Annotated in this window: 20 protein-coding genes; 14 read left to right on the top strand and 6 right to left on the bottom strand. The window is 61.3% G+C overall.

What is annotated here, in order from left to right; genetic code table 11:
* Positions 1 to 34 precede the first annotated feature (34 nt).
* The 6 genes from EK23_RS06715 to EK23_RS06685 all read left to right on the top strand — a co-directional run bounded on the left by EK23_RS06715 (position 35) and on the right by EK23_RS06685 (position 6,968).
* Positions 35 to 622: a DUF3011 domain-containing protein gene (locus EK23_RS06715; protein WP_052807997.1), complete on the top strand. Its 588-nt coding sequence runs from the start codon at positions 35 to 37 to the stop codon at positions 620 to 622.
* 208 nt (positions 623 to 830) lie between these two features.
* Positions 831 to 3,065 carry a DNA topoisomerase IV subunit A gene (parC, locus tag EK23_RS06710; protein ID WP_045224556.1) on the top strand — a complete coding sequence of 745 codons (2,235 nt, stop codon included), beginning with the start codon at positions 831 to 833 and terminating at the stop codon, positions 3,063 to 3,065.
* Positions 3,066 to 3,408: 343 nt separating this feature from the next.
* On the top strand, positions 3,409 to 3,687 hold the full coding sequence (locus EK23_RS06705; protein WP_045224555.1) for a hypothetical protein: 279 nt from the start codon (positions 3,409 to 3,411) through the stop codon (positions 3,685 to 3,687).
* Between the two features lie 52 nt (positions 3,688 to 3,739).
* Positions 3,740 to 4,366, top strand: coding sequence for a hypothetical protein (locus tag EK23_RS23885; protein ID WP_045224554.1), 627 nt, complete (start codon positions 3,740 to 3,742; stop codon positions 4,364 to 4,366).
* A 305-nt stretch (positions 4,367 to 4,671) separates the two neighbouring features.
* On the top strand, positions 4,672 to 5,862 hold the full coding sequence (locus EK23_RS23240) for a hypothetical protein (RefSeq protein ID WP_145998582.1): 1,191 nt from the start codon (positions 4,672 to 4,674) through the stop codon (positions 5,860 to 5,862).
* 278 nt (positions 5,863 to 6,140) lie between these two features.
* Entirely contained in the window at positions 6,141 to 6,968 is an 828-nt protein-coding gene (locus EK23_RS06685; protein WP_045224551.1) for an HDOD domain-containing protein, read from the top strand.
* A 25-nt stretch (positions 6,969 to 6,993) separates the two neighbouring features.
* Here the strand turns inward: EK23_RS06685 and EK23_RS06680 are convergent, their stop codons facing one another.
* The gene (locus EK23_RS06680) at positions 6,994 to 8,091 is read right to left on the bottom strand and encodes an ABC transporter ATP-binding protein (protein WP_045224550.1); all 1,098 of its coding nucleotides are present in this window, start codon (positions 8,089 to 8,091) and stop codon (positions 6,994 to 6,996) included.
* 467 nt (positions 8,092 to 8,558) lie between these two features.
* On the opposite strand from EK23_RS06680, the gene EK23_RS21585 reads away from it, so the two are divergent.
* Positions 8,559 to 10,523 (top strand): TolB family protein, encoded by a 1,965-nt coding sequence (locus EK23_RS21585; protein WP_145998581.1) that lies wholly within the window; start codon positions 8,559 to 8,561, stop codon positions 10,521 to 10,523.
* A 442-nt stretch (positions 10,524 to 10,965) separates the two neighbouring features.
* Here the strand turns inward: EK23_RS21585 and EK23_RS06670 are convergent, their stop codons facing one another.
* Positions 10,966 to 11,634: a response regulator gene (locus EK23_RS06670; RefSeq protein ID WP_045224549.1), complete on the bottom strand. Its 669-nt coding sequence runs from the start codon at positions 11,632 to 11,634 to the stop codon at positions 10,966 to 10,968.
* Between the two features lie 213 nt (positions 11,635 to 11,847).
* Between EK23_RS06670 and EK23_RS06665 the strand changes: the two genes are divergently transcribed.
* The 5 genes from EK23_RS06665 (at position 11,848) to EK23_RS23630 (ending at position 15,608) form a co-directional block, all read left to right on the top strand.
* A complete protein-coding gene (locus EK23_RS06665) occupies positions 11,848 to 12,336 on the top strand; it encodes a GNAT family N-acetyltransferase (protein ID WP_200892105.1) in 489 nt (162 codons plus the stop codon).
* Positions 12,333 to 13,592: a sugar ABC transporter substrate-binding protein gene (locus EK23_RS06660; RefSeq protein ID WP_045224548.1), complete on the top strand. Its 1,260-nt coding sequence runs from the start codon at positions 12,333 to 12,335 to the stop codon at positions 13,590 to 13,592. The genes EK23_RS06665 and EK23_RS06660 overlap by 4 nt, the downstream gene beginning before the upstream one ends.
* A 29-nt stretch (positions 13,593 to 13,621) precedes the next feature.
* Positions 13,622 to 14,509 carry a carbohydrate ABC transporter permease gene (locus EK23_RS06655; protein ID WP_235281940.1) on the top strand — a complete coding sequence of 296 codons (888 nt, stop codon included), beginning with the start codon at positions 13,622 to 13,624 and terminating at the stop codon, positions 14,507 to 14,509.
* Positions 14,506 to 15,333: a carbohydrate ABC transporter permease gene (locus tag EK23_RS06650; RefSeq protein WP_045224547.1), complete on the top strand. Its 828-nt coding sequence runs from the start codon at positions 14,506 to 14,508 to the stop codon at positions 15,331 to 15,333. Before EK23_RS06655 ends, EK23_RS06650 begins: the two co-directional genes overlap by 4 nt.
* A 131-nt stretch (positions 15,334 to 15,464) precedes the next feature.
* Positions 15,465 to 15,608 carry a hypothetical protein gene (locus EK23_RS23630; RefSeq protein WP_158002460.1) on the top strand — a complete coding sequence of 48 codons (144 nt, stop codon included), beginning with the start codon at positions 15,465 to 15,467 and terminating at the stop codon, positions 15,606 to 15,608.
* Between the two features lie 5 nt (positions 15,609 to 15,613).
* Here the strand turns inward: EK23_RS23630 and EK23_RS06645 are convergent, their stop codons facing one another.
* The 3 genes from EK23_RS06645 to EK23_RS06635 all read right to left on the bottom strand — a co-directional run bounded on the left by EK23_RS06645 (position 15,614) and on the right by EK23_RS06635 (position 18,669).
* Positions 15,614 to 16,411: a DUF2272 domain-containing protein gene (locus EK23_RS06645; RefSeq protein WP_045224546.1), complete on the bottom strand. Its 798-nt coding sequence runs from the start codon at positions 16,409 to 16,411 to the stop codon at positions 15,614 to 15,616.
* Between the two features lie 88 nt (positions 16,412 to 16,499).
* Positions 16,500 to 18,272 (bottom strand): hypothetical protein, encoded by a 1,773-nt coding sequence (locus EK23_RS06640; RefSeq protein ID WP_052807994.1) that lies wholly within the window; start codon positions 18,270 to 18,272, stop codon positions 16,500 to 16,502.
* Between the two features lies 1 nt (position 18,273).
* A complete protein-coding gene (locus EK23_RS06635; RefSeq protein WP_145998580.1) occupies positions 18,274 to 18,669 on the bottom strand; it encodes a hypothetical protein in 396 nt (131 codons plus the stop codon).
* 451 nt (positions 18,670 to 19,120) lie between these two features.
* On the opposite strand from EK23_RS06635, the gene EK23_RS06630 reads away from it, so the two are divergent.
* Together EK23_RS06630 and EK23_RS06625 are read left to right on the top strand one after the other, a co-directional pair.
* Positions 19,121 to 19,507 carry a thioredoxin family protein gene (locus EK23_RS06630; protein WP_045224544.1) on the top strand — a complete coding sequence of 129 codons (387 nt, stop codon included), beginning with the start codon at positions 19,121 to 19,123 and terminating at the stop codon, positions 19,505 to 19,507.
* Positions 19,508 to 20,099: 592 nt separating this feature from the next.
* Positions 20,100 to 21,899 carry a hydrogenase maturation protein gene (locus tag EK23_RS06625; RefSeq protein ID WP_045224543.1) on the top strand — a complete coding sequence of 600 codons (1,800 nt, stop codon included), beginning with the start codon at positions 20,100 to 20,102 and terminating at the stop codon, positions 21,897 to 21,899.
* Between the two features lie 82 nt (positions 21,900 to 21,981).
* Here EK23_RS06625 and EK23_RS06620 read toward each other — a convergent pair whose 3' ends face one another.
* Positions 21,982 to 22,344, bottom strand: a complete 363-nt coding sequence (locus EK23_RS06620) for a S8 family serine peptidase (RefSeq protein ID WP_268748169.1) — start codon at positions 22,342 to 22,344, stop codon at positions 21,982 to 21,984.
* Between the last annotated feature and the right edge of the window lie 53 nt (positions 22,345 to 22,397).

Below are 22,397 nucleotides of genomic sequence, written 5' to 3'. Positions count from 1 at the left end.
ATAGATTGCTTCGATTAACAGAGGAAGAAAACCGATGATTATCCGCCTGTTTGCGATGGGACTCATTGTTCTCCTGGCTCTTGGATTTAGCGCGTGCGGCGGCTACGGCGGTGGAGGCTATGGGGGCGGCGGTTATGGCGGTGGCTGGGGCAATGGAGGCGGCTACAACTACAATCAGCCGAATTACGGTGGGCAGGTGCGTACTGTCACCTGCGAAAGTGACAAAGGCCGTAACAACTCGTGCGGCGCCGGCATGGCTATCGGCCGCGCCGAACTGGATAAGCAGTTCTCGGATACGCGCTGCGTTCAGGGCCGTACTTGGGGCTACGACCGCAATGCCATCTGGGTTAACCAGGGTTGCCGGGCGCGATTCCGCGTCTATCCGGGCAACGGCTTTGGCGGCGGCGGCAACTACGGCGGCGGTGGGAACAAGGTGATTCGCTGCGAAAGCGAGAAGAATCGCCGCCGCCGCTGCGATGCCGGGATGGCAGTCGGCCGGGCTGTGGTGGAGCGGCAGTTGTCCGATGTGCGCTGTGACAAAGGCAGTTCCTGGGGTACCGACAACCGGGGCGTGTGGGTGGACCGCGGCTGCCGCGCGGACTTTCGGGTCTATCAGCGCTGAACTGCCTGCCTCATGCTCTGCGGCGCGCCGCCCGAAAACCTTCGGTGTGGCGCGCCAGCCGCCCTCCCGCGCTCGACGTGACGCGGACGGCGACATCGCACTGATCTCAAGAGACGCCGCGTGTTGCCAGAACACGCGTGATCAGCCAAGATTCCCCGCTGAACGGGCCTGAGCCCGGCATTTCCTTCGCGCTTCACAGTCTCAAGGCATGAGCAACTCCATCACCCACGAACGCATTCCCCTCAAGGATTTCACCGAGAAGGCCTACCTGGATTACTCCATGTACGTCATTCTCGACCGGGCGCTGCCCAATATCGCCGACGGCCTCAAGCCGGTACAGCGGCGCATCGTTTACGCCATGTCGGAGCTGGGCCTATCCGCCCAGTCCAAGCACAAGAAGTCCGCCCGCACCGTGGGCGACGTTCTGGGCAAATACCACCCCCATGGCGATTCGGCCTGCTACGAGGCCATGGTGCTGATGGCCCAGCCCTTCTCCTACCGCTACCCGCTCATCGATGGGCAGGGCAACTGGGGTTCGCCGGACGATCCCAAATCCTTTGCCGCCATGCGCTACACCGAGGCGCGCCTGACGCCCTACGCCCAGACCCTGCTGTCGGAACTGGAGCAGGGCACCGTGGAATGGGTGCCCAATTTCGACGGTACTTTGGACGAGCCGGCCCTGTTGCCAGCGCGCCTGCCCAATCTGTTGCTGAACGGCACCACCGGCATCGCGGTGGGTATGGCCACGGACATCCCGCCCCACAACCTGCGCGAGGTAGTGAGTGCCTGCATCCGTCTGCTGGATGCCCCGGATTCCAGCCTGGACGAGTTGTGTGAGCTGGTGCGCGGGCCGGACTTTCCTACCGAGGCGGAGATCATCACGCCGCGCGCCGAGATCCTGCGCATGTACCAGACTGGCAACGGCTCCATCCGGGCGCGGGCGCGCTATGAGCAGGAAGAGGGCAATATCGTCATCACCGCGCTGCCGTATCAGGTGTCCGGGGCCAAGATCATGGAGCAGATCGCGGCGCAGATGCAGGCCAAGAAACTGCCCATGGTGGAAGACCTGCGCGATGAATCGGATCACGAGAGTCCCACGCGGCTGGTGATCATGCCCCGCGGGCGGCGCTTCGACGTCAACCAGTTGATGTCGCATCTGTTCGCCACCACCGACCTGGAGCGCAGCTACCGGGTCAATCTCAACATGATTGGGCTCAACGGCAAGCCCCAGGTCAAGAGCCTGAAAGAAATACTGGCGGAGTGGCTGAGTTACCGCGCCGATACCGTCACCCGCAGGCTGCGCCACCGGCTGGAGAAGGTGCTGGCGCGCCTGCACATCCTGGAAGGCCTGCTGATCGCCTTCCTCAACATCGACGAGGTGATCGCGATCATCCGTAGCGAGGACGAGCCCAAGCCGGTGCTGATGGCGCGCTTCGGCCTCAGCGACCTGCAAGCGGAGGCGGTGCTGGAGTTGAAGCTGCGGCACCTGGCCAAGCTGGAGGAATTCAAGATACGCGGCGAGCAGGACGAGTTGGAGCAGGAGCGGGAACGCCTGCAGACCATCCTGGGCTCGCGGGAAAAGCTCAACGAGCTGATCAAGCAGGAACTGACCCAGGACGCAGAGAAACACGGCGACGCGCGACGCTCGCCCATCGTGGTGCGGCAGGGCGCCCAGGCCATCGACGAGACAGCCCTAATTCCCAACGAGCCGGTCACGGTGATCCTGTCCGAGAAGGGCTGGGTGCGCGCCGCCAAGGGTCATGACATCGACGCTTCGGGCCTGGGCTTTCGCACCGGTGATGCCTTCCTGGCCTCGGCTCAGGGACGCAGCAACCAGCTTGCCTATTTCCTCGATTCCACCGGGCGCAGCTATTCGCTGCCTGCCCATGAACTGCCATCGGCGCGCAGCCAGGGCGAACCCTTGACCGGACGGCTGAACCCGCCCGCGGGCGCCGTGTTCCGCTCGGTGCTGGCCGGCGCGGAGGAGGATTGGTATCTGCTCGCTTCCGATGCGGGCTACGGATTCGTCATTCAGTTGGGCGAACTGGCCAGCAAGAACCGGGCGGGCAAGGCCTTGCTGAGCCTGCCTGATCACTCGCAGGTCCTGGTGCCGCTACGCATCGGGCAGCCGGAGAGCGACGGGCTGGCGGTGGTCACTCTGCAGGGGCGCTTGCTGGTGCTACCCGCCAATGAAGTGCCGGTGTTGAACAAGGGCAAGGGCAACAAGCTCATCGACATCAAGCCGGGAGAACTGGCCAAGCGCGAGGATTACATCGTCGCCATGACGGCGCTACCGCCGGGAACCGCGTTGCGTGTTCATGCGGGCAAACGCAGCGTCACCCTCCAGGGCAGTGACCTGGAGCATTACCGGGGTACCCGCGGGCGCCGGGGCAATCATCTGCCGCGGGGTTTCCAGCGCGTGGATCGGCTGGAGTGCGCCTGAAGATCACCGCTGGCGCTTGTCATGATTTTTTTCATGCCCCAGGAAAAGCTATATAAATAATTGAAATCGATATGAAAATTAGGATGGCGGCCTGATTACCTTACAGGGTCGACGATTCAATCGAACCCAATCAAGGCAGCCATCCATGCACACACGATTCGCGAAGTCACTGGCCAAACTGGCACTGCCAGTATGTGGCCTAGTCCTGAGTACCGCTTAGGCTAACAATATTGAATCCAACGTTGCCGATTTCAGCTTCGTTACGGCCTCGGCGGTCGATACGAACCTGAGTACCACGGCGAAAGTCCTCAACGCGCCGTCGGTTACCTACACGCACCCCGCCTTGGAGCAGTTCGACCCCTATTACGGCGTTCTGGTGGGTGCCACCCTCTATATGGAGTCCAATCTGACTCTGACCCTGGAAGGTCAGGCGACGAGTGTCACTTCAACCCAGGTGAACTTTGCCGGCCGCGGCAATATCGGCACCGATACCGCCGTGTTCAATCCAATCGGAGGAACCTCTGCGGCCTGGGGCGGAACGATCACCCTGGGCGATTTTGGCAATGTGGCCAACAGCAACATCACGTGCACCGCGGATTGCGCGATCTCGCAGCACCAATGATGACGAAATCTCCATTCAGTCGATCACGAACCCGGGCGTGCTTGAGGCCTAAGTGGGCCTGGGCCATGTGGCTGCCGCCGATCTCGGATTTCAGTGGAACCCCACTGCCGTCCGCGCCAACGTCGATTCGGCAGGTTCCGGGGCGACTGCCAGCGCCTCCACTACTCTGGCCTGGGAAGGTAACCTGACTGCCACCTATACCTTCGTGGATCATGCCTATGCCTCCTTCAATGACAGCGGCTATCTCAATGACGAGCTGACGCTGGATTTCGGCACGGTCCAGCAGGGCGGTGCCGCCGCCCCACTGGGGTTTGACATTTACAACCTGGAAAATGAGGCCACAGGGCTTGATTTCATCGGGATTAGCGCCAGCAGTGGCGACACTGAGGTGCTGACGACCGATCTGAGCGCGTTCAGCGACCTGCTCGCCGGGGATTTCCTGAGCTTCCTGGCGCTGTTCGACACATCGAATGCCGGGAGCTTTGCCGCCAGTTACACCCTGATCTTCCGCGACACCCTGGGCACCGGCGCCAGTTCCAGCCAGCAGAGCGGGCAGACCCTGACCCTGAACTTGCTCGGCACGGTTGTGGCGCCGGTCCCCGTGCCGCCGGCTCTATGGCTGTTCGGCAGTGCTTTGGCGGGGATGGGCATCGTTGGGTGGCGACGCAACGGAGCCTGATATCTTATTCGTAATGGGGCAATGGATGGCCCAGGTTTTACAGGCGTCTGAGTTAAATACTCGGGCGCCTTTCTGTTTGTATAAAGTGCACAGAGATAGACGTTCGCCCGGAAACCGGAGGTTGAGTATAAGGCTGTCGAGATAGAGTGTGTTCTCCGGTACGTGAAAGATTTTTAGAAAACTATACAGAAGGGGCCGCTTGGCGTAATAAGTATTTGATATTTAATGGTAATAAATATTGGCATCATGATTGCTTAAGTATTGGTGAACTTAATCTACAAGCCATTACCACAGGACTTGCCGTCATGAATAAGAAAATCGCTCAATCCATCGCTTTAATGGGTTTTCCGGCCATGTTTATAGCGGGTTTTTCCGTCCAGGCCGCCACGATTTCGACAAGCACCAACTTTTCGTACAGTACGACAACCAACCCAAATCCGGTGAAAGATACGACTTCAACCGGCGGAGCGGTTTCTGCATCGTCTATCTCGGCGGGCAGTTTGACGGTAGGTAACGCCCTTGCCCGGTTCGATTCCTCCATGGGTGTGCTCACGGGTGTCAGTTTCGACCTGACCTCGGACCAGACTTTAAGCGTTGACGGCTCCGTGAAGAGAAGCAGCAGCACCGGAAACGCCAGCATTTCAGGTACTAGTTCCAGTGCGGCTCAGGTAAGAACCGGCAGTAACAGCTCAATCGATACTGGAATCACCAGTACGACATTCAATGCAAATGGCTTAGACGCCTTGTCCGCGAGTGCCAGCACGAGCGCATCGAGCACTGCGAAATCGCTGTCCGCGTCGGATACCTTCGCAAGCAATTCGAATCAAACAATTGCTAGCTCAAAGCTGAATAACTTTGTTGGAAGCGGAAGCCTCAGCGTCGGAAGTGGTAGCTCCAACGCGGTGCGGCTGACCTGGTCACCGTCCGCCTTGTCAGCTCAACTGACGGGGAGCAATCTGATAAGTTCCAATGCTACCTCGACGCTGTCTTGGTCGGGCACCGCCGGATTCACGTATACCTATCTTCTCCACTCGCTCGCGTCATTCAATTCTGGATCAAGCGCGAGCAATGAACTGACTTTGGATTTCGGTAATGTGACGAAAGGCAGTTCCGTGTCTCCATTCGATTTCAGCCTTTTCAATCTGAGTGGTGATCGCACCGGGCTCGATTTCATGGGCATTTCCGGCACAGGCGGAACCTCGACACTAACGACAAATCTGCCGACAGGATTCTCTAATCTTGGCGCTGGTGATTTCCTGTCCTATGCGGCGTTCCTCGATACTTCCTCAGTCGGAAGCTTTGCTGCGACCTATATTCTGCATTTCCGCGACACCCTGGGCACCGGCGCCAGTTCCAGCCAGCGGAGCGGGCAGACCTTGACCCTGAACTTGCTCGGCACTGTTGTGGCACCGGTTCCCGTGCCGCCGGCTCTATGGCTGTTCGGCAGTGCGATTGCTGCCATGGGAATCATCGGACGCCGACGCGGCCAAGTCTAGATCGAAGTTTTCTCCGGGGGCGGTTGCCCCATGCCAAAAGCGTCCGGGCTTATTGCACGGACGCTTTTTTTTTTCGGGAAGTCGCTGGGGGGCGCGCAGCGCCAGAGATGGTCTGCAGCTGTTCTGTGAGTCCGAAGGGCTCCAGGTCGCCTATACTGATCCAGCAGCGCAGCACGTGCGCTGCAATCGTCCACTTCCTGTCGTCGGCCCGGTCTTTCCGCCGGGAAACCAAGGAATTCGCTGCGCTGCCAAGAGCGGAAAGTCCAAAAGGAGACTCCATGAAAACCCTCGAAGAAATGTTTGCCCATACCCAGAATTTGCCGACGGTTCCAGAAGTGGTGCTGGAACTTATCAAGAGCTTTGACGACCCGCAAGCGGACGGCAAACAGATTGCCAAGAAGATCGCGATGGACCAGGTGCTGGTGGCGCGCGTTCTGCGCATGGCCAATTCCGCGCGCTTCGGACTGCCCCGTCAGGTGGCTTCCATCGATGACAGCATGATGGTGCTGGGTTTCAACGCGGTCCGCACCCTGGTGGTCGCGAGCGGGCTGGCGAGCGCCTTCAAGGGACCTCCGGGCTTTGACCTCAAGGGCTTCTGGCGCCTGAGCGCCGCTACGGCGGAATACGCCCAACTGCTGGCCAAGCCGGCCGGACAACGGACGGACCTGGCCTATTCGGGCGGCTTGATGCTGCATATCGGCATGCTGCTGATTCTCCTGGAGATGCCGGAACAGGCCCAAGTGGTCGCGCGCGCGGTGGATACCGGAGGCAGCCGGGCCGGCGTGGAGGCGGGGTTGCTCGGATTCAATCATGCCAATGTCAGCGCGGAATTGGCCAAGCGCTGGAACTTCCCGGACCAACTGGTCCAAGCATTCAACGCTTACCCCTCGCCCCTGGCGGCGGAACCTTTCATCCCCCTGGCTGGCGTGTTTCATCTGGCGGATTATCTGGCTACGCGGCAGGACCAGGGGGCCGATCTCGAGGCTCTGCGGGCAGGATTGCCGGAGGCGGTTGTCAGCAAGCTTGGCCTGGACGCGGACGCCCTGATGGCATCGCTGCCGCCCTATGAGGAGGCTTCCCGCGGGCTGGACGAGTTGATGCATTAAGCAGTTGGCGCGTGGCTGGCCTGATTCAGGTCAGGCTGGCTTGCGGCGCAAACGCGTAGATGCCTGCTTCGTCGACCTTAAGACGCACCGCCTGCCCCTGCGCGAACAGCCTCTGCCCGGCCATTCTCGCCACCAGGGGCGCCGATTCCGCCGGGGCGGCTTCGGGCCTGAAGTACAGCAAGGTTTCATGACCCAGGTAATCCGCCCACAGGGCCCGCGCTTGCAGCCAACCGTCGTCGGCGACGTGAAACGCCTCTGGTCTCAGCCCGCAGGTCAACTGGCCTGATTCCGGAATCGGCGTTTCCTTTGTGGCCTGGGGCTGCCTGGCCGGAACCCAATGTCCCCATAGATCCACCAGCAGCCTTCCGGCCGTGTCGAATTTTGCGAGCGCCTGAAACAGGTTCATGGGGGGGCTGCCCATAAATCCCGCCACGAAGGGATTGGCTGGCTGCTCGTAGATCGCCTCGGGCGCGGCCGCCTGCATCAGCCGGCCGCCCTCCAGCACCGCGATGCGCTCGCCCAGGGTCATGGCCTCCACTTGGTCGTGGGTGACATACACCATGGTCGTTCCGGTCCGCTTCTGCAGTTCTCCGATTTCCGCCCGGACCTGCACGCGCAGCTTGGCGTCCAGGTTGGACAGGGGTTCGTCCAGCAGGAACACGGCGGGTTCTCGAACCAAGGCGCGTCCCATGGCAACCCTTTGTCTCTGACCACCGGATAACTCGCGGGGCAGCCTTTCCAACAGATCCCTGAGCGCCAGCATCTCCGCGGTGCGCTCCAGGCGAGTCCGGATCTCCCCTGCGGGGAGCTTGCGCATGCGCAGCGGAAATTCCAGGTTGCCGCGCACCGTCATGTTCGGGTAGAGGGCGTAATCCTGGAACACCATGGCAACGTTGCGCGCCTGGGGCGAGAGACGGCTGGCGTCCTGCCCGCCGATCAGGATGCGGCCTTCACTCATGGTCTCCAGGCCGGCCAGCAGGCGCAACAGCGTGGATTTGCCGCAGCCCGATGGCCCCACGAAGACCATCCGCTCGCCGTCGGCGATGTCCAGGTTGAAGTGCCGGATCGCTGTGTGGCCGTTGGGGTAAATCTTGCCGACATTTTCAAAGCTGACGCTGGCCATGGCATGGGTGTTCTCAAGGAGGCGTCCGAGTCGTGGCCGGACAGCGCCACCGGATCGGGGCGCTCACGACCTCCAGTTCGTTTTACGGGTTCAGAACGCAGGGCCCTGATTGTAGCGGTAGTGCAGCGGGGCGTGAATCGATGGCCTGGAGGCCTCTGCCGGAATGCAGTGAGAGGGGCCGCTGTCGAGGGAATTTACAAGCCGTGTAGCGGCTGCTGGAGTCGTGGGCCAAGGCATCGATATCCCGCTGACTTGAAACTCACTTGTTCGAGGTGGCAGGTTTTTTGTCTTATTTTATAATAAGTTCTTGGCTTATCTTGACGCTGCGGAGGATCTTGTAAATACCAGTTAATTAAGGTCGTTGATGTGTGCTGCGGGAATCGTCTTGGATAAGACTTTGGCTTAATTTTTTGGTCTCCCATCATCCTCGCGGGCTGTTCCGAATTTTACCGTCTCATGGAGCTTTCATGAATTCATTCTTGGGCGTTTCCCAACCGCTTCTTCCAGCCAGGCTTACAACGCTGTGCATTCTCGTGCTTTCAATGGTCTCCCAGGCCTACGCGCGGGAGGCCTATGACCTAGCCTCTCTGGGCAATGATGGCATCTTGCCGGATAGCTTTTACAATGCGGATCATGCGGCGGTGACGCCCGACGGCCGTTATGTGGTGTTTCGATCCGGTGAGTCGAAACTGGTCAGTCCCAATACCTCCGGTTATCAGATTTTCCTGCGCGACCGACGCTTGGGGACCACCGAACTGATCTCCCGCAGCAATGGGGGGCAATATGGCAACGGTTCAAGCGACTGGCCTTCAATCTCCAATGATGGCTGCCGCGTGGTGTTCGAGTCGGATTCGACCAATCTGGTGAGCGGCGATGCGAATGGTACAACCGACGTCTTTCTGCGCGACCGATGCACTTCGCCGGCCTCTACCCGTCTGGTCAGCGTGGATTCCAGTGGTACTCAGGCCGGTGGCCAGAGCAAGCGCGGCGATGTGTCCGGTGACGGCGAAGTTGTTGCCTTTTGGTCCTATGCCACCGATCTGGTGCCGGGCGTCACGCGCGCCGGTCAAATCTACGCGCACAATCTGACCAGCGGCGAAACCTCACTGGTTTCCAAGAGCGCCACGACCCTCGGTGAGGGTGGAATCTTTGGGTCTGATTGCCCGGCCATCTCCGACGATGGAAGCCGGATCGCATTTTGGTCCTATGCCAGCGATCTGGTAGCGGTGGATGCCAACAGCATGTGGGACATTTTCCTCTATGATGCCAACAGTGACGAGGTTGCCCTGGTCTCGTCCAGCAGCCTCGGCGGTCAGCAGGCTCAGGGCGGTGAGGGAATCAGTTCCGTATCCTGTCCTGCAATATCCGGGGATGGACGCTTTGTGGCATTTCCCTCCCGGGGCACCCAACTGATCGCCGGTGACTCCGTTACCGGCGACATATTCCTCAAGGACACCCAGACCGGAACGTTGGCGAAGGCCAGCGTCAGCAGCAGTGGTGTCTCCGGCAACGGCGATTCACTATACCGTCCCTCCCTGTCAGAGGACGGCACCTGGGTAGCCTTTTACAGCGATTCCACCAATCTGGCGTCCGGTAGCGGCAGAGTCTTCGTCCATAACCGTGTCAGCGGCCAGACCTTGGGATTCGCCGACACCTCCAGCGGCGACAACTACCCCGTGATTTCGGGCGATGCGTACGGGCGGTTCCTGGCCGGATTCTGGGGGGCTTCCCTGGATTCTCGCTACGACAGTTCGGGCGTATTCGTCCATGACCGCCATAACCAGCCAGTGGCCAATGCCGGTTCGGCGCAGACCGTCAAAGTGGGCGAAACGGTTACCCTGGATGGCAGCGGCAGCTACGAGCCCGACAACTACTTCCCAGTTCCCAGTCCGGGACTTACCTACCACTGGTCTCAAGTGGAGGGGCCCGAGGCGGTCAGCTTCTCCAGCGCTACGGCGGTTAAGCCGACTTTCGTGCCCGCGACGGCCGGCAGTTATACCTTCCAGTTGGTGGTAAATGACAGCGTGGAGGATAGCGATCCCAGTCGTGTCACGATCACCGTACAAGCACCGACGCCGGATACCCCGGGACCACAGGTGGACCCTAACACCGGTGCCAGCGTGACCCTGCTAACACCGGACGACGGGACTCCCTGGATGGTGGGCAAGAAGTATCAGATCCAGTGGAACTCCGACAAGTTGCCGAAGAAGAAGCGCCTGGGCTTGTTCATTGTGCTGGATCTGGAAGGTAGCGATCTGAAACTGATCAGGCTGGGCCTAAAGCCGAACGGAAAGCTGAAGGTGAAGGTAAAGAAATCCTGGTTGACCGCAACGGCCTCGGTGGTTGTCTGCAGTCTGCCTTCGAAGAAGGATCCGAGCGTGGTCTGCGACGCCGGCAACTTCTTTCCCATTCTGCCCAAAAACAGCTTCTGATGCGCTGAAGTAGGGATTCAGCCCCGCGTGCCATGAGGTTCCGTGGGGCTGAGTTCACTGGAGTGGGGCATTTCCTCCAATACGAGAGAGAGAACGGACCGCTGGCGTCGATAATTTATTGCGGCCACTTTCTGGCAAGAGCGAGGCGACCATTATTCTTGTACAGCCGCCGCGGTGAGTTCAGAAAGATCTGTTACGGCTCACGGTAATGCGATTTCGCGTTCTATCTAAAAAGTGAAAAAACTGAATTCCAGTGATCTGACATCCTAAGATGTTCCGCAGGAGAATGTTGCTATTCGGGGATAATTGGGTTTGTGCTTTCATCGGCTCGGGCCGGTAGCAACCACATGGGGTATCCATGGCTCGGATTCGCCTTAAATAGGCGTGATGGGGCTCGAACGCTTCCTGCAGTAATCGTCAATAATCGTAATCAAGGCGCTGTTCAGAGGGTTGCCATCAGGCCGGATAAGGTTCTGCGCCGGTCAATCAGGCGTTTGACATGATTTCGCAGGGTGTCGAAGGGTACCGGTTTTTTAAATACCCTGATTCCTGGAGGCAGCCCGCCCTGGGCTTCTATGCTGGTGTCATCCAGTCCGGTCACCACCACGATTTCGAGACCTTCGCGAAGTGCAGAGCCGTGGAGGGTGCGGATCATGCTGAACCCATCCATGCCAGGTAACATCAGGTCGGCAATCAGCATGTCGGGGGATGTGCGGCCCACCAGAATGAGTCCATCATAACCATTGCTAGCGGTGGACAACTCGACGGGAAGATCCCAGTGCTCGAAGCACAGACGGTAGAGCTTGAGCAGTACGTTGTCATCTTCTACGACCAGGACCCGCAATTTTTCGATTTCAGGTTCCAGTGTGATCCGAAATTGCGCCACTTCAGCCGGTGCTTTATCGCCCACCCTGGGCGCGTCCTCCTTGCGGCCGCCCATCAGGAGATGGTCCACGGAGCGCTGGGTGATTCGGCGGTGCCCGCCTTCAGTTTTCCAGGCTTCCAGGATGCCCTGCTCGCTCCAGAGTTGAGCGGTCCGCAGGGAAATCCCCAACCGGTTCGCTGCTTCACGAGTGGTGAGAAACGCGTACTTACTCGTTTGTTCGGACATGGCCGCACCGTTTCGAATGTGCGTACAAGTTACCAGATTCTCGCTTTGATGCTAAAGAGCGAGAAAATACAATTCAACGATTTCGGCGGCATGCCGGTGCCAACGTGTTACACGGGACGCGAGCGGGAACGGTAGCCGGGCTACTTCATGCCGAATGTTAGGTGCCGGGGAACATGGCGCGCCGGACCCGGTGAGTGAAAGGGTGAATACTAAGTGAAAACAATCGAAAACCTGTTGATCAGCACGGCGGTGATGACGGACTCGGAAGCGGTTGCCGTCATGACCGTGGAATTGCTGGAAGAAATCATGGCCTTGACCGGCGCCCGCCAGTTCCAGGCCGATCGCTCAAGGATCGCGAAGCATTGCGCGGAATGGCTGGAGGAAGGCAGCTATCGGATTTTTCTCGCGCGATCGGCGGATGGCGGCAGCCCGCTGGGTTTCATTTCGGCGGTGGAAATGCGCGCTCTCTATGCCGGAGGCTGCTTCGGCATGATTCCCGAGCTTTACGTGCGTCCGAGCTTTCGCGGCGAGGGTATCGGCCGCGCCTTGCTCGAGCACGTCAAGGCTCAAGGACGGCAACGGAGCTGGACGCGCCTGGAGGTGACCACTCCACCACTGCCGCAGTTCGAACGTACCCTGAGCTTTTACGAGCGGGAAGGATTCGAGGTGGCCGGCGGGCGCAAAATGAAAGTGTCCCTATGACGGTGAGGCGGCGCCGCTGGCCGGGCCTGCTCGTTGCCCTGTTGCTGGCGGCCTGCGGCAGCGAGCAACCGGACGTGGTCGAGTTCTGGGCCCTGGGGCGCGAGGGCGAGGCGGTGCGCGGCTTGATGCCGGAATTCGAGCGCCGCCACCCGGGCGTGCAGGTCAAGGTGCAGCAGATTCCCTGGAGCGCGGCCCATGAAAAGTTGCTCACCGCCTATGCCGGGGACGCCATGCCCGATGTGTTCCAGTTGGGAACCACCTGGGTCGCGGAATTCGCCGCGCTTGGCGCCGCCGAGGATCTGGCGACGTGGGCTAACCGCACCGGCATGCCATTGGGTGACTTCTTTCCAGGCATTCTCGATGCCAGCCGGGTGTCGGGCCGCTTGTATGCCATTCCCTGGTACGTGGACACGCGCGTGCTGTTCTACCGCAAGGATCTGCTGGCCCGGGCCGGCGTGACGCAACCGCCGCAAACCTGGGAGGCCTGGCTGGCTGCCATGCAGCGGCTGCGCGAGCAGGGGCGCTTTGCCATCCTGTTGCCGGTGAACGAATGGCAGGTGCCGGTGATCCTCGCGCAGCAGTTGGGCGCGGGGATGCTGAGGGAAGAAGGGCGCTTTGGGGATTTTCGCGCCGCGCCGTTTCGCCAGGCCTTTGCCTTCTATGTGGACCTGTTCCGGCAAGGCCTGGCGCCCGCCGTTTCCGACACCCAGGTTTCCAATCTGTACCAGGAGTTCGCCGAGGGCTACTTCGGCCTTTACCTGACCGGACCCTGGAACCTGGGAGAGTTCCGCCGCCGTCTGCCTGACAGACTGCAGGATCAGTGGGACACGGCGCCGCTGCCGGCGCCCGATGTTTCGTATCCGGGTGTGTCCTTGGCGGGCGGTGCCAGTCTCGCCATGTCGCCGCGCTCCAGGCAGCGGGAGCACGCTTGGCAGTTGATTCAGTTCCTGGCGGAGACTCGCGTTCAAGCCGGTTTCTACCGCAGCACCGGGGACCTGCCGGCGCGCGTTTCGGCCTGGGATGACCCGGACTTGGGTCAGGATTCCAAGGCCCGGGCGTTTCGCGTGCAACTGGAACACGTCGCCGCCGTGCCCAAGGTTCCCGAATGGGAGCGCATCGCCAGCAAGCTGGCGCACTACGCGGAAAGCACGGTGCGTGGCGAGATGACGGAGGATGCGGCGCTCACCGCCCTCGACCAGGATGTGGACGCGATACTGGAAAAGCGCCGCTGGCTCATGGACCATGGGCGTTGGTAGAACCGCCTTGTCTGGAGCATCCGCGCCGCATGTCCATGGCCAAACCTGATCTGGCATCCATCAGCCCCGGTGTCTGGTTCGCTGCCCCGGCGCTCGTCTTGATCGCCGTTTTCTTTGTGCTGCCAGTCGCCGCCGCGCTGATGCTGAGCTTTACCGATTTCGACATCTACGCCCTGGGCGATCTGTCCCGGTTGCGCTGGGTCGGGGTAGGCAATTATCTGCGCCTGGTGGGCGATCCTCTGTTCTGGACCGCGCTGAAGAACACCCTTTACTTCATGGCGGTGGGTGGACCGCTGTCCGTGGCTGTTTCCCTGGGGGCGGCCTTGCTGGTGAACAACCGCTTGGTGAGGTTCCAGGGTCTGTTCCGGGTGCTGTTCTTCCTGCCGGTGGTGGCCACTCTGGTGGCTGTCGCGGTGGTGTGGCGCTATTTGTATCAGCCGCGCCATGGCTTGCTCAATGTCGCGCTGAGCCATCTGGGCCTGGATCCGGTGGACTGGCTCGGCGATCCCGATTGGGCCATGCCGGCCCTGATCCTGATGGCGGTGTGGAAGAACTTCGGCTTCAACATGATCGTTTTCATCGCCGGGCTGCAAGCCATACCCCGGCGTCTTTACGAAGCGGCCCAGATCGACGGCGCAGGAGCATGGCAGCAGTTCCGACATATCACGCTGCCCCTGCTGGCGCCCACCTTTATCTTCGTGACCGTCATCACCATGATTGGTTACCTGCAGTTGTTCGCCGAGCCCTATGTGATGACTCAGGGCGGCCCGGCCAATCGCACCCTCAGCCTCGGCCTGCTGATGTTCCAGGAGGGATTCCGCTGGTGGAACATGGGTTACGCGTCTGCCATTGCTTTCGCCCTGTTCGTCCTGATCCTGCTGGGCAGCCTGGTGCAATTGCGGATTCGCCGGCCATGAACGGGACACGGAGGGTGCAGGCGGTGCTGGTCAACCTGATCCTGCTGGCTGGGGTGGTGCTGACCCTGTTCCCCCTGGTTTGGATGTTTTCCGTGTCGCTGATGCCGGCCAACGAGGCGGTGCGGTTCCCGCCTCCGCTCTGGCCTGAAGCGGTAACACTGGAGCATTACCGCACGCTATTCGGCCACTTGGATCTGGGGCTTTGCTTGCGCAACAGCCTGCTGGTAGCCAGCCTGTCCACGATTCTGTCCGTGCTGCTGAATTCCCTGGCGGGCTATGCCTTCGCCAAATTCCAATTTGCCGGCCGGGATCGATTGTTTCGTTGGATGCTGGCCGCCATGGTGATTCCCGGGCAGGTGGCGATGCTGCCGCTGTATCTCCTGCTCAAGCACCTGGGCCTGGTCAATACCTTTGCCGGGGTGATCGTTCCCGGCATGGCGAGCATTTTCGGTATCTTTCTGATCCGTCAGTTCGTCCGGTCCATACCCGACAGCCTGCTCGACGCTGCCCGCATCGATGGGGCCAGCGAACTGCGAATCTACTGGAGCCTGGTGCTGCCCCTGTGCCGCCCGATCCTGGTGACCCTGGCGGTGTTCACCTTTCTGGGAAGCTGGAGCGATTTCCTGTGGCCGCTCATCGTGCTCACCGACAGCGAGCGCTATACCTTGCCGGTGGCCCTGGCCAATTTGATGGGGGAGCACGTGCAGGACACGGAGTTGATGATGGCGGCCGCCGTCCTGACCCTGATGCCGGTGCTGCTGCTGTTCCTCGCGCTGCAGCGCTATTACATGGAAGGCCTGACCCTGGGGGGCGTCAAGGAATGAATGCCAGGGTCGTGTTTCTTAATCGTGAACAGTACGTAAAACAAGGTCACTATTGTAAACCCGTGATGCCTGGTTATAGTGAAACGGTAGGTTTTTAATACTGGTTTGCCAACAGTTCGCGAGGTATGCACATGATCGGCATTACGTGGGTGGAAATCTTCCTGTTTGGCTTGTTTGCTGGGACTCTGGCGTTCTCGATCGGCTTTTGCGTCAACAACTATGCACGCAACGAGGCCAACAAACTGGTGGGTAAGACGGCCGAGTCACAGGACTGAAGAATTCAGTCCAGCCGGTTCTCCACCACCAGAAACCATTGACGGGTGGGTGTCGGCTGCAGATAGCCGTCGGGTGTCAGGGTCAGCTCGCTGCGTGACACCGAGTTGCGCACATTGCCGCCGATGGCATGCAGGGTCTGGCCGCGCTTTTCCACCACGATGTCGCAGTGCAGCTTGGTGTTCTCAAGCAGGTAGGCCGGGGGCGGCTCGCTGATGTAGGGGGACACCACCGGTTCGCGCGTCGCGCAGATCAGGTCGCCTGCCCGTGGCGAGTATTCGCGGATGGTCCGGGGCACGAATACGCTGTCGCCGTAGCGCGCTCCGTTCAAAAAATGCGCAAGATAGACCCAATGGGCCCTGGCTGGCGGGAACCATTCCTCGGACACGCCCGCGGCCTCCATGACCCAGCTGATGAAGGCGGCGGACCAGGGTTGCTGGCAGTCGAAGCCGTTCAAACCGGGTGAATGGGCGGAGCGCCAGTACATGTTGACGCGCTCGGCGTGGCGGTAGTCGTCGTCCTCCCATTGGCCGACGCGCGGGATGCTCTCGCCCTGATCGTCGTAGATGACCCGCTGATTGCCGAAAAACTCCCATTCGTGGCGCGCCATGCTCAGGATGCGGTCCTTGTAGGAGCGTTGCGCGTAACGGTAGCTCGGCAAAGGCGGTTGCAGGCGCGTGGCTGGCGCGGGTGTTGCGGCGGGGGCAGGCTTAGCCGGGGTCGTCGGGGCCTTCGCGGGTTTTCCGGCGCAGGCGGCGAGCGTCACGGCGACGATCAAGGGTGGTAACAGCGGCAGGCGTTTCACGGCTTTCTTTCCTGTAGCGAATGGGCAGCCGTTTCCTCGGCTGCAGGGGGTGCGGGGGCCAGGCTGCGGCTACCGGCGCGTGGTGAGTTCAACGGGGCGGGCGTCTCGCATCGCGAAACCAGGACCGGAACTTTTCCATGCGCGCCGCCTGGGCCGCGGGGGCGTGGCGCCTGCAGCTTGCATATTCAGGGCTGCCTGGACGCGCTCCCCAGCGGACCTCGACGCAGTCGTTGGGATTATAGGCCATCTCCAGCGCGGATTTGCGCTCCAGCAATTCACCGAGGCTTAGTCGCTGGAGGCTGCCGTCGCTGCGGGTGTAAGTGATGCTACGTTCTTCCGCGCGCGCGGCGTGATAGGCCTCCAACTCCTCTGCGGCGGCATCCGGCGATTCGCCATCCAATGCATAGAGCTCAGGATGCTCGCGCAAGTGCTGCGGCATGCCCTGCAGCACCTTCATGGCGATGAGCAGGCGCATGTCGCGGGAAGGGGTGGAATAGTCCTCCCAGGGGCCTACGGTTTCGAAGATGGCTGCGCCGTCGGGCATGGGAATGGTGGCGCCGGGGTTCTTGCGGAAATAGCCCTCGCCGTTTTCCACCGAGGTGATGCGCGTATCCAGTTGTTCCATCAGGGCGTCCAGCATCGCCTCGTATGACCTGCGTGGCGGCAGTCCCTTGGGGTTGATGAGGTTTTGCATGCGGGCATAGAAGTCCTCCGCGTCCAGGGCCTTCTGTTCCAGTGAGATCGGCAGCGCCTGTGCCGCGTCCATCAACTCGCTATTGGAGGCTGGCCGTAAGCCGCCCGGAGTGCTCGACAGGGGGCGGAATGCCTTGAATCCCGGGCCCGCGCTGGCGATGGGGTTGGCGTAGAGGAAGGTTCCCTGCCAGAAGCGCTTGCGGCTGACCGAGTTGTCCGGCTGTGCGTCCACCGCCAACAGCAAGCCGGGCTGCGTCGCGGTCTGGGGAATCCATTGGGTCAGCACCAGCACATGGCCATAAGGGTCGGCGTAGACGGTGCCGGGCCACAGGGTCTCGCGGCTTAGTTCCACCGGATAGAAGTCGCTGGCTTCATCGTTCAGGGCGGTGCGGGCGCTGCCCGAATGCACTCCGTCCGCCAACTGCCGGGACACGGCGCGGAAACCAGCCTGACCGAGTGTTCCGCGGGCAAATTCGCGCACGATCCTGGCCGGGCCGCAACGCGGCGGCGCGGCGGAACTGCCGCGGCTGCAGGCACGGTACGCCACGGGCAGGCCTAGTTTCCAGGCGAAATAGCTTCTCAGGAAATAGGGCAGGTCGGCGCAATCCGGGGTGGCGGGAAGCCCCTTATCCTCGCCCAGACCGAGGTAACCATACAGAAAGTTACGCTCCGGGTTCCGAAGCACTGGCTCAAGGGAAGGGAAGCTCAGGTTCTCATCCGCGGGCGCATCGAAAAGCTGTTCGATCCAGGCGGAGTAAAAGCCCTCGGTGGCCAGGTCCCAGACGTTACCTCCGCTGTCGGCGGGCAGGCCGTCGCCCACGCGCAGGGACAGGCAGGGTCCGGTGCCGCCGTCGGCGCGCAGTCGGTAGTTGCCCAAGCGTAAGGGGCCAGTCCGGGCCGAGAGGCTCCACGGCGGACCGCCGCGCCGGGTGCCTTCCAGATCGGACGCCATTCCGGACGCATCCTCCAGGGTCAGTTGGCGCAGCGGACCCTGCGTGGAGACGGCCATGATCCATAGGTCATCGCCCGACCGCGGGAAACGAGGGGAAACCCAGATGCCACTACCCTCGGGTGAAACGCAGGCGCTGTCGTCAGACTCCTGCGCAAGGGCGTGCCCGCTGCTTAATAGAAGCGTGGACAGCAAGGCGGCGAATACGAGGCGGCTCATGTCAGCTCAAGTGCATGCCCAGGAAGCTCGGATGGTCGGTCAAGATGGCGGTGATCCAGCCGGTGAAAGCCAGCGCCAGGGTGAAGGCGGCGATGCCGCTGCCCCAGGCCAAGAGCATAGCGGCGCTCCGGTCGGCCTGCAACGCACAAGCAGCCATGACGGCAAGCAAAGCGATGAAGGCGGCGAAACCGATTGCGGCAACGGCCACCAGGGGGTAAACGCACCAGGGGCAGTGGGGTTCGGGTGCGCCCGCCCGCAGCGCGTTGCAGTGGACGTAAAGCCCGGCCCAGGGCCAATCGCAGCCGCAGGAAAACCACAATCCGCAAAGCGGCGTCAGCAGCAGGGCGGCGACGCCTCCGGTCAGTGCCAAGACAGTCCAGTCGGGTCTGGCGGGCAATGGAACTACCTTGTTATGGTTGCAATGAATTGGATGTGGTAAGCGGCGACATGGGTGCCGTCTGCCCGTCAGCTTACGCAAGTCAGCGAGGGTCTGCCAAGCAGCCCCGATTGCCGCCGCTGGGCGCGTGAGTTGCCCGCGGTGCCGGCGATCGCCGCCGGTTGTCGCTTTCGGGACAATGCTAGGCCGATAGTGCTCCAAAGTGGACAGGGCTTACCGGTTTAGGACCGCCCTGGATTGGGTAAGCGGGGAGACTCGAAGCTGGGTCTGAGGCGCGTAATCTCAGTGTTTAGGGCTGTTGGAGGAGGCGGCGAGGAACTGTCGCCGCCGGTCAGATCCGCTTTGGCACATTTCTCGCGAGATACAGGGACTGGAGTGCCTGGCGATCGAACCCGCGCCAATTCCAAGACGGTTTCGGGGCACATCAACCACCCCTACAGACAGGTAGAGCATGGCCATCATTGAAGTCACCGACGAAAGTTTTTCCCAGGTAATAGACGCCAACCCCATCGTAATCCTGGACTTCTGGGCTACCTGGTGCGGCCCGTGTCGCTCCTTTGCGCCCATCTTCGAGGCGGCGGCGGAAAAGTACCCGGAACTGTGTTTCGGTAAGGTCGATACGGACAGGCAACGCGAACTCTCGCAGGGTTTTGACATCCGCTCCGTGCCCACGCTGATGGTGCTGCGGGACAAGATCATGGTGGTGCGTGAATCCGGTGCCCTGCCTGCCAGTTCGCTGGAAAAGGTCATCGAGCATGTGCTGAATCTGGACATGGATGCGATTCGAGCCGAGATCGAAGCCAGGGACCGGAACCAGGCCCAGGACACCGTCAGCTAGAGCAAACGGATGGCGCAGCCGCATCGACTCCGAAGCTGGTAGCCGCCAGTCCCCCAGCATTACGGGGCTTGGCTCGGCGTAGCTCATTTAGGCGGGACATTTTCGTCCTGCGAATCAACATCTAGAGACCCGCTCCAATTCTGGCAAAGCGTCGAGGGTTGGTCGCCGGAGTCTCGGACGCTGGCCGGCCGGGGGGCCTGGTGAGGTTCCCCGGAAGCCATCCCTGTCCCGCCCATGCCCGATTCCTCCAGGACCAACCCTGACGCTAAATTACTGGATTCATTGTTACAGATGAGTTACAACCTGGGCCGTAGCCTCCAACGATAGGTGTCCGCCCGCAACGGGCGAAGAATGGCACTTGACCTCAGTTTTGGCTGCCGTGCGCGGTCGTGGTTTCTGTTAAGGATTGATAGGGGCTGCGACCACCGGCAACTCCTCTGTTCATCATCCGTAACAACGACCCTGTCATGATGGCCGCCGGCCCGCAGTGCGCGAGCCGATTGCGTGCTCGCCGCCCTGGCTGACCCGAGGGATGTGGAGGCGAGATAACGCCGGTTCCACGGCGACACAACAACGATTAGGGAGTCCCGTCATGCGTATCCTGCTTCTTTCCAGCGCGTACAACAGCCTCACCCAACATGCCCACATTGAACTGAAAGCCATGCGCCACTGGGTTGGCGTTGCCGTGGCGACCGACGCCCAGGCCATGCGCCAGGCAGTCAGCCAGTTCCAGCCCGATCTCATCCTGTGTCCCATGCTCGCCCAGGTCATCCCGCGGGAAATTTGGGAAAATCACGTCTGCCTGATCCTGCATCCCGGCATTGTCGGCGACCGCGGGGCCAATTCGCTGGATTGGGCCATCCTCAATGACGAGAGCCATTGGGGTGTTACCGTGGTCCAGGCGGCCGAGCATGTGGACTCCGGCCCCATCTGGGCCACGTATGAGTTCAGGATGCGCGATACCAGCAAGAGCAGCCTGTATCGTGACGAGGTGACCCGTGCGGCGGTGCGCGCCATGCTGGTGGCGGTGCGGCGATTTGAGAGCGGCCTGTTCGTGCCCGCGCCACTTGATTACTCCCGGCCCGGTGTCAAAGGGCGCTTCCGCCCGGTGGTCAAGGCGACGCAACGCCGGGTGAACTGGGAATGTGACAGCATGGACGCCATCGTGCGCAGGATCCGCTCGGGCGATGGCGCGCCCGGCGTGCTGGACGAAATCTGCGGGCGCGAAGTCTATTTGTACGGCGCCCACCGCGAGGGCTCCCTGGTCGGCAAGCCGGGCGACATCATCGCCCAGCGGCACGGCGCCATCTGCCGCGCGGCGGTCGACGGGGCCGTGTGGATCTCGCACATGAAGGTCAAGGGCGAGACGCCCCGCGATACCTTCAAGCTGCCGGCGGCCATGGTGATTCCGGAGATGCTCGACGAGGTGCCGGAGGTGCCGGTTCCCTTGCATGCCGATCTGCGCGCGGCCACCTTTCGCGACATCTGGTACGAGGAACACAATGAAATCGGCTATGTGAATTTCCGCTTCTACAACGGTGCCATGGGCACCGAGCATTGCCGGCGCCTGGAACAGGCCATGCATTACGCGCGCAGCCGCCCGACCAAGGTGATCGTGCTGCTGGGCGGGCGCGATTTCTGGTCCAACGGCATTCATCTCAACCTGATCGAGGCGGCGGCGGATCCGGCTGCGGAGTCCTGGGACAACATCAACGCCATGAACGATTTCGTATTGAGCCTGCTGCAGGCGACCAATCACCTCACTATCGCCGCCATGTACGGCAGCGCCGGCGCCGGGGGCGTGATGATGTCGCTGGCGGCCGACCGGGTGTTCGCCCGCGAAGGCATCGTGCTCAACCCGCACTACAAGGGCATGGGCGGACTGTATGGTTCGGAGTACTGGACGTATTCATTGCCGAAACGGGTGGGCGCGGTCATGGCGGAACGGCTCACCGAGCAGTGTTTGCCCGTGGGCGTGCATGAAGCCAAGGCCATGGGCCTGATCGACGACGTGATCATCCTCGATGACCTGGGCAACGGCGGTTTTGAGCGGTTCCGGGATCAGATCACGCGCATTGCCGAGCATGTGGCCCAGGGCGAGGACTTTGCCGGGCAGGTGCAACGGAAGCGCGAGGATCTGGAGATGGCCGAACGCACCAAGCCCCTGGCCAAGTACCGAATGGAAGAACTGGCGGAAATGAACCGCAACTTTTGGGGCGATGACCCGAGCTATCACCAGGCCCGCACCGCCTTCGTGCGCAAGCTGCCAAGGCCCGGGCATCTGAAATGCAGCGCCGCCCAGGAAGCCGGCTGTGGCAATGAGAACTGCGCGGACGCCTTGCAGACAGCCGCCAACCGCTGCGCCGTCGCGGCGGGAGGCTGGGCGGGGTAATTCGAAAAGCGCCGATGGTCTTGCGCGGATTTGACCGGGTCACGGGGTACGGCAGAAGGCCCGTACCCCGATGAGTTGCTGTTTAGTTAAGAGCTTTGCCCGCGTCGATCAAACCATGTCCGTAAGCCTCGCTGTCGGGAATCGGGTCGCTGCCAAGATGGCAATAGCCTGGGGCGGGCGGTCTTTTCGGATTATTTAGTATGCCAATACAGGGAACGCCAGTCCTGTCACCTTCCGTCAGGTCGGTCGCGCTTAGCGGGGGTGTGGTGTTGCCGGTCAGCTTGCGGGCACTCTCTTTCAATTCTTCGTACAGTTCATCCGGCTGCCGCCGAAGCTCTGGGTGTTTGCTGGCAATCAAGGCAAGGACTGCCGCCACATGGGGCGTCGCTTCCGACGTTCCCATGGTATTGCTGTAATTTTGATTGGGTGCAAATCCTGGCGGGATTGGTTGGCTTGGTAGGTGGGGGAGTGAAAGCGGCTTTTTTGGGTGTGCGTCCG

Origin of the sequence: Methyloterricola oryzae, assembly GCF_000934725.1 — a bacterium.
GTDB classification, from domain to species: domain Bacteria; phylum Pseudomonadota; class Gammaproteobacteria; order Methylococcales; family Methylococcaceae; genus Methyloterricola; species Methyloterricola oryzae.
The sequence above is the reverse complement of the archived record's forward strand: the minus strand, read 5'-3'. Positions and strand labels throughout refer to the sequence as shown.

What these genes read in the sequence shown, in the direction of transcription:
- EK23_RS06715 (WP_052807997.1), top strand. Translation starts at nt 35, where the DNA reads ATGATTATCCGCCTGTTTGCGATGGGACTCATTGTTCTCCTGGCTCTT.
- parC (WP_045224556.1), top strand. Translation starts at nt 831, where the DNA reads ATGAGCAACTCCATCACCCACGAACGCATTCCCCTCAAGGATTTCACC.
- EK23_RS23240 (WP_145998582.1), top strand. Translation starts at nt 4,672, where the DNA reads ATGAATAAGAAAATCGCTCAATCCATCGCTTTAATGGGTTTTCCGGCC.
- EK23_RS06685 (WP_045224551.1), top strand. Translation starts at nt 6,141, where the DNA reads ATGAAAACCCTCGAAGAAATGTTTGCCCATACCCAGAATTTGCCGACG.
- EK23_RS06680 (WP_045224550.1), bottom strand. Translation starts at nt 8,091, where the DNA reads ATGGCCAGCGTCAGCTTTGAAAATGTCGGCAAGATTTACCCCAACGGC.
- EK23_RS21585 (WP_145998581.1), top strand. Translation starts at nt 8,559, where the DNA reads ATGAATTCATTCTTGGGCGTTTCCCAACCGCTTCTTCCAGCCAGGCTT.
- EK23_RS06670 (WP_045224549.1), bottom strand. Translation starts at nt 11,634, where the DNA reads ATGTCCGAACAAACGAGTAAGTACGCGTTTCTCACCACTCGTGAAGCA.
- EK23_RS06660 (WP_045224548.1), top strand. Translation starts at nt 12,333, where the DNA reads ATGACGGTGAGGCGGCGCCGCTGGCCGGGCCTGCTCGTTGCCCTGTTG.
- EK23_RS06655 (WP_235281940.1), top strand. Translation starts at nt 13,622, where the DNA reads ATGTCCATGGCCAAACCTGATCTGGCATCCATCAGCCCCGGTGTCTGG.
- EK23_RS06650 (WP_045224547.1), top strand. Translation starts at nt 14,506, where the DNA reads ATGAACGGGACACGGAGGGTGCAGGCGGTGCTGGTCAACCTGATCCTG.
- EK23_RS23630 (WP_158002460.1), top strand. Translation starts at nt 15,465, where the DNA reads ATGATCGGCATTACGTGGGTGGAAATCTTCCTGTTTGGCTTGTTTGCT.
- EK23_RS06640 (WP_052807994.1), bottom strand. Translation starts at nt 18,272, where the DNA reads ATGAGCCGCCTCGTATTCGCCGCCTTGCTGTCCACGCTTCTATTAAGC.
- EK23_RS06630 (WP_045224544.1), top strand. Translation starts at nt 19,121, where the DNA reads ATGGCCATCATTGAAGTCACCGACGAAAGTTTTTCCCAGGTAATAGAC.
- EK23_RS06625 (WP_045224543.1), top strand. Translation starts at nt 20,100, where the DNA reads ATGCGTATCCTGCTTCTTTCCAGCGCGTACAACAGCCTCACCCAACAT.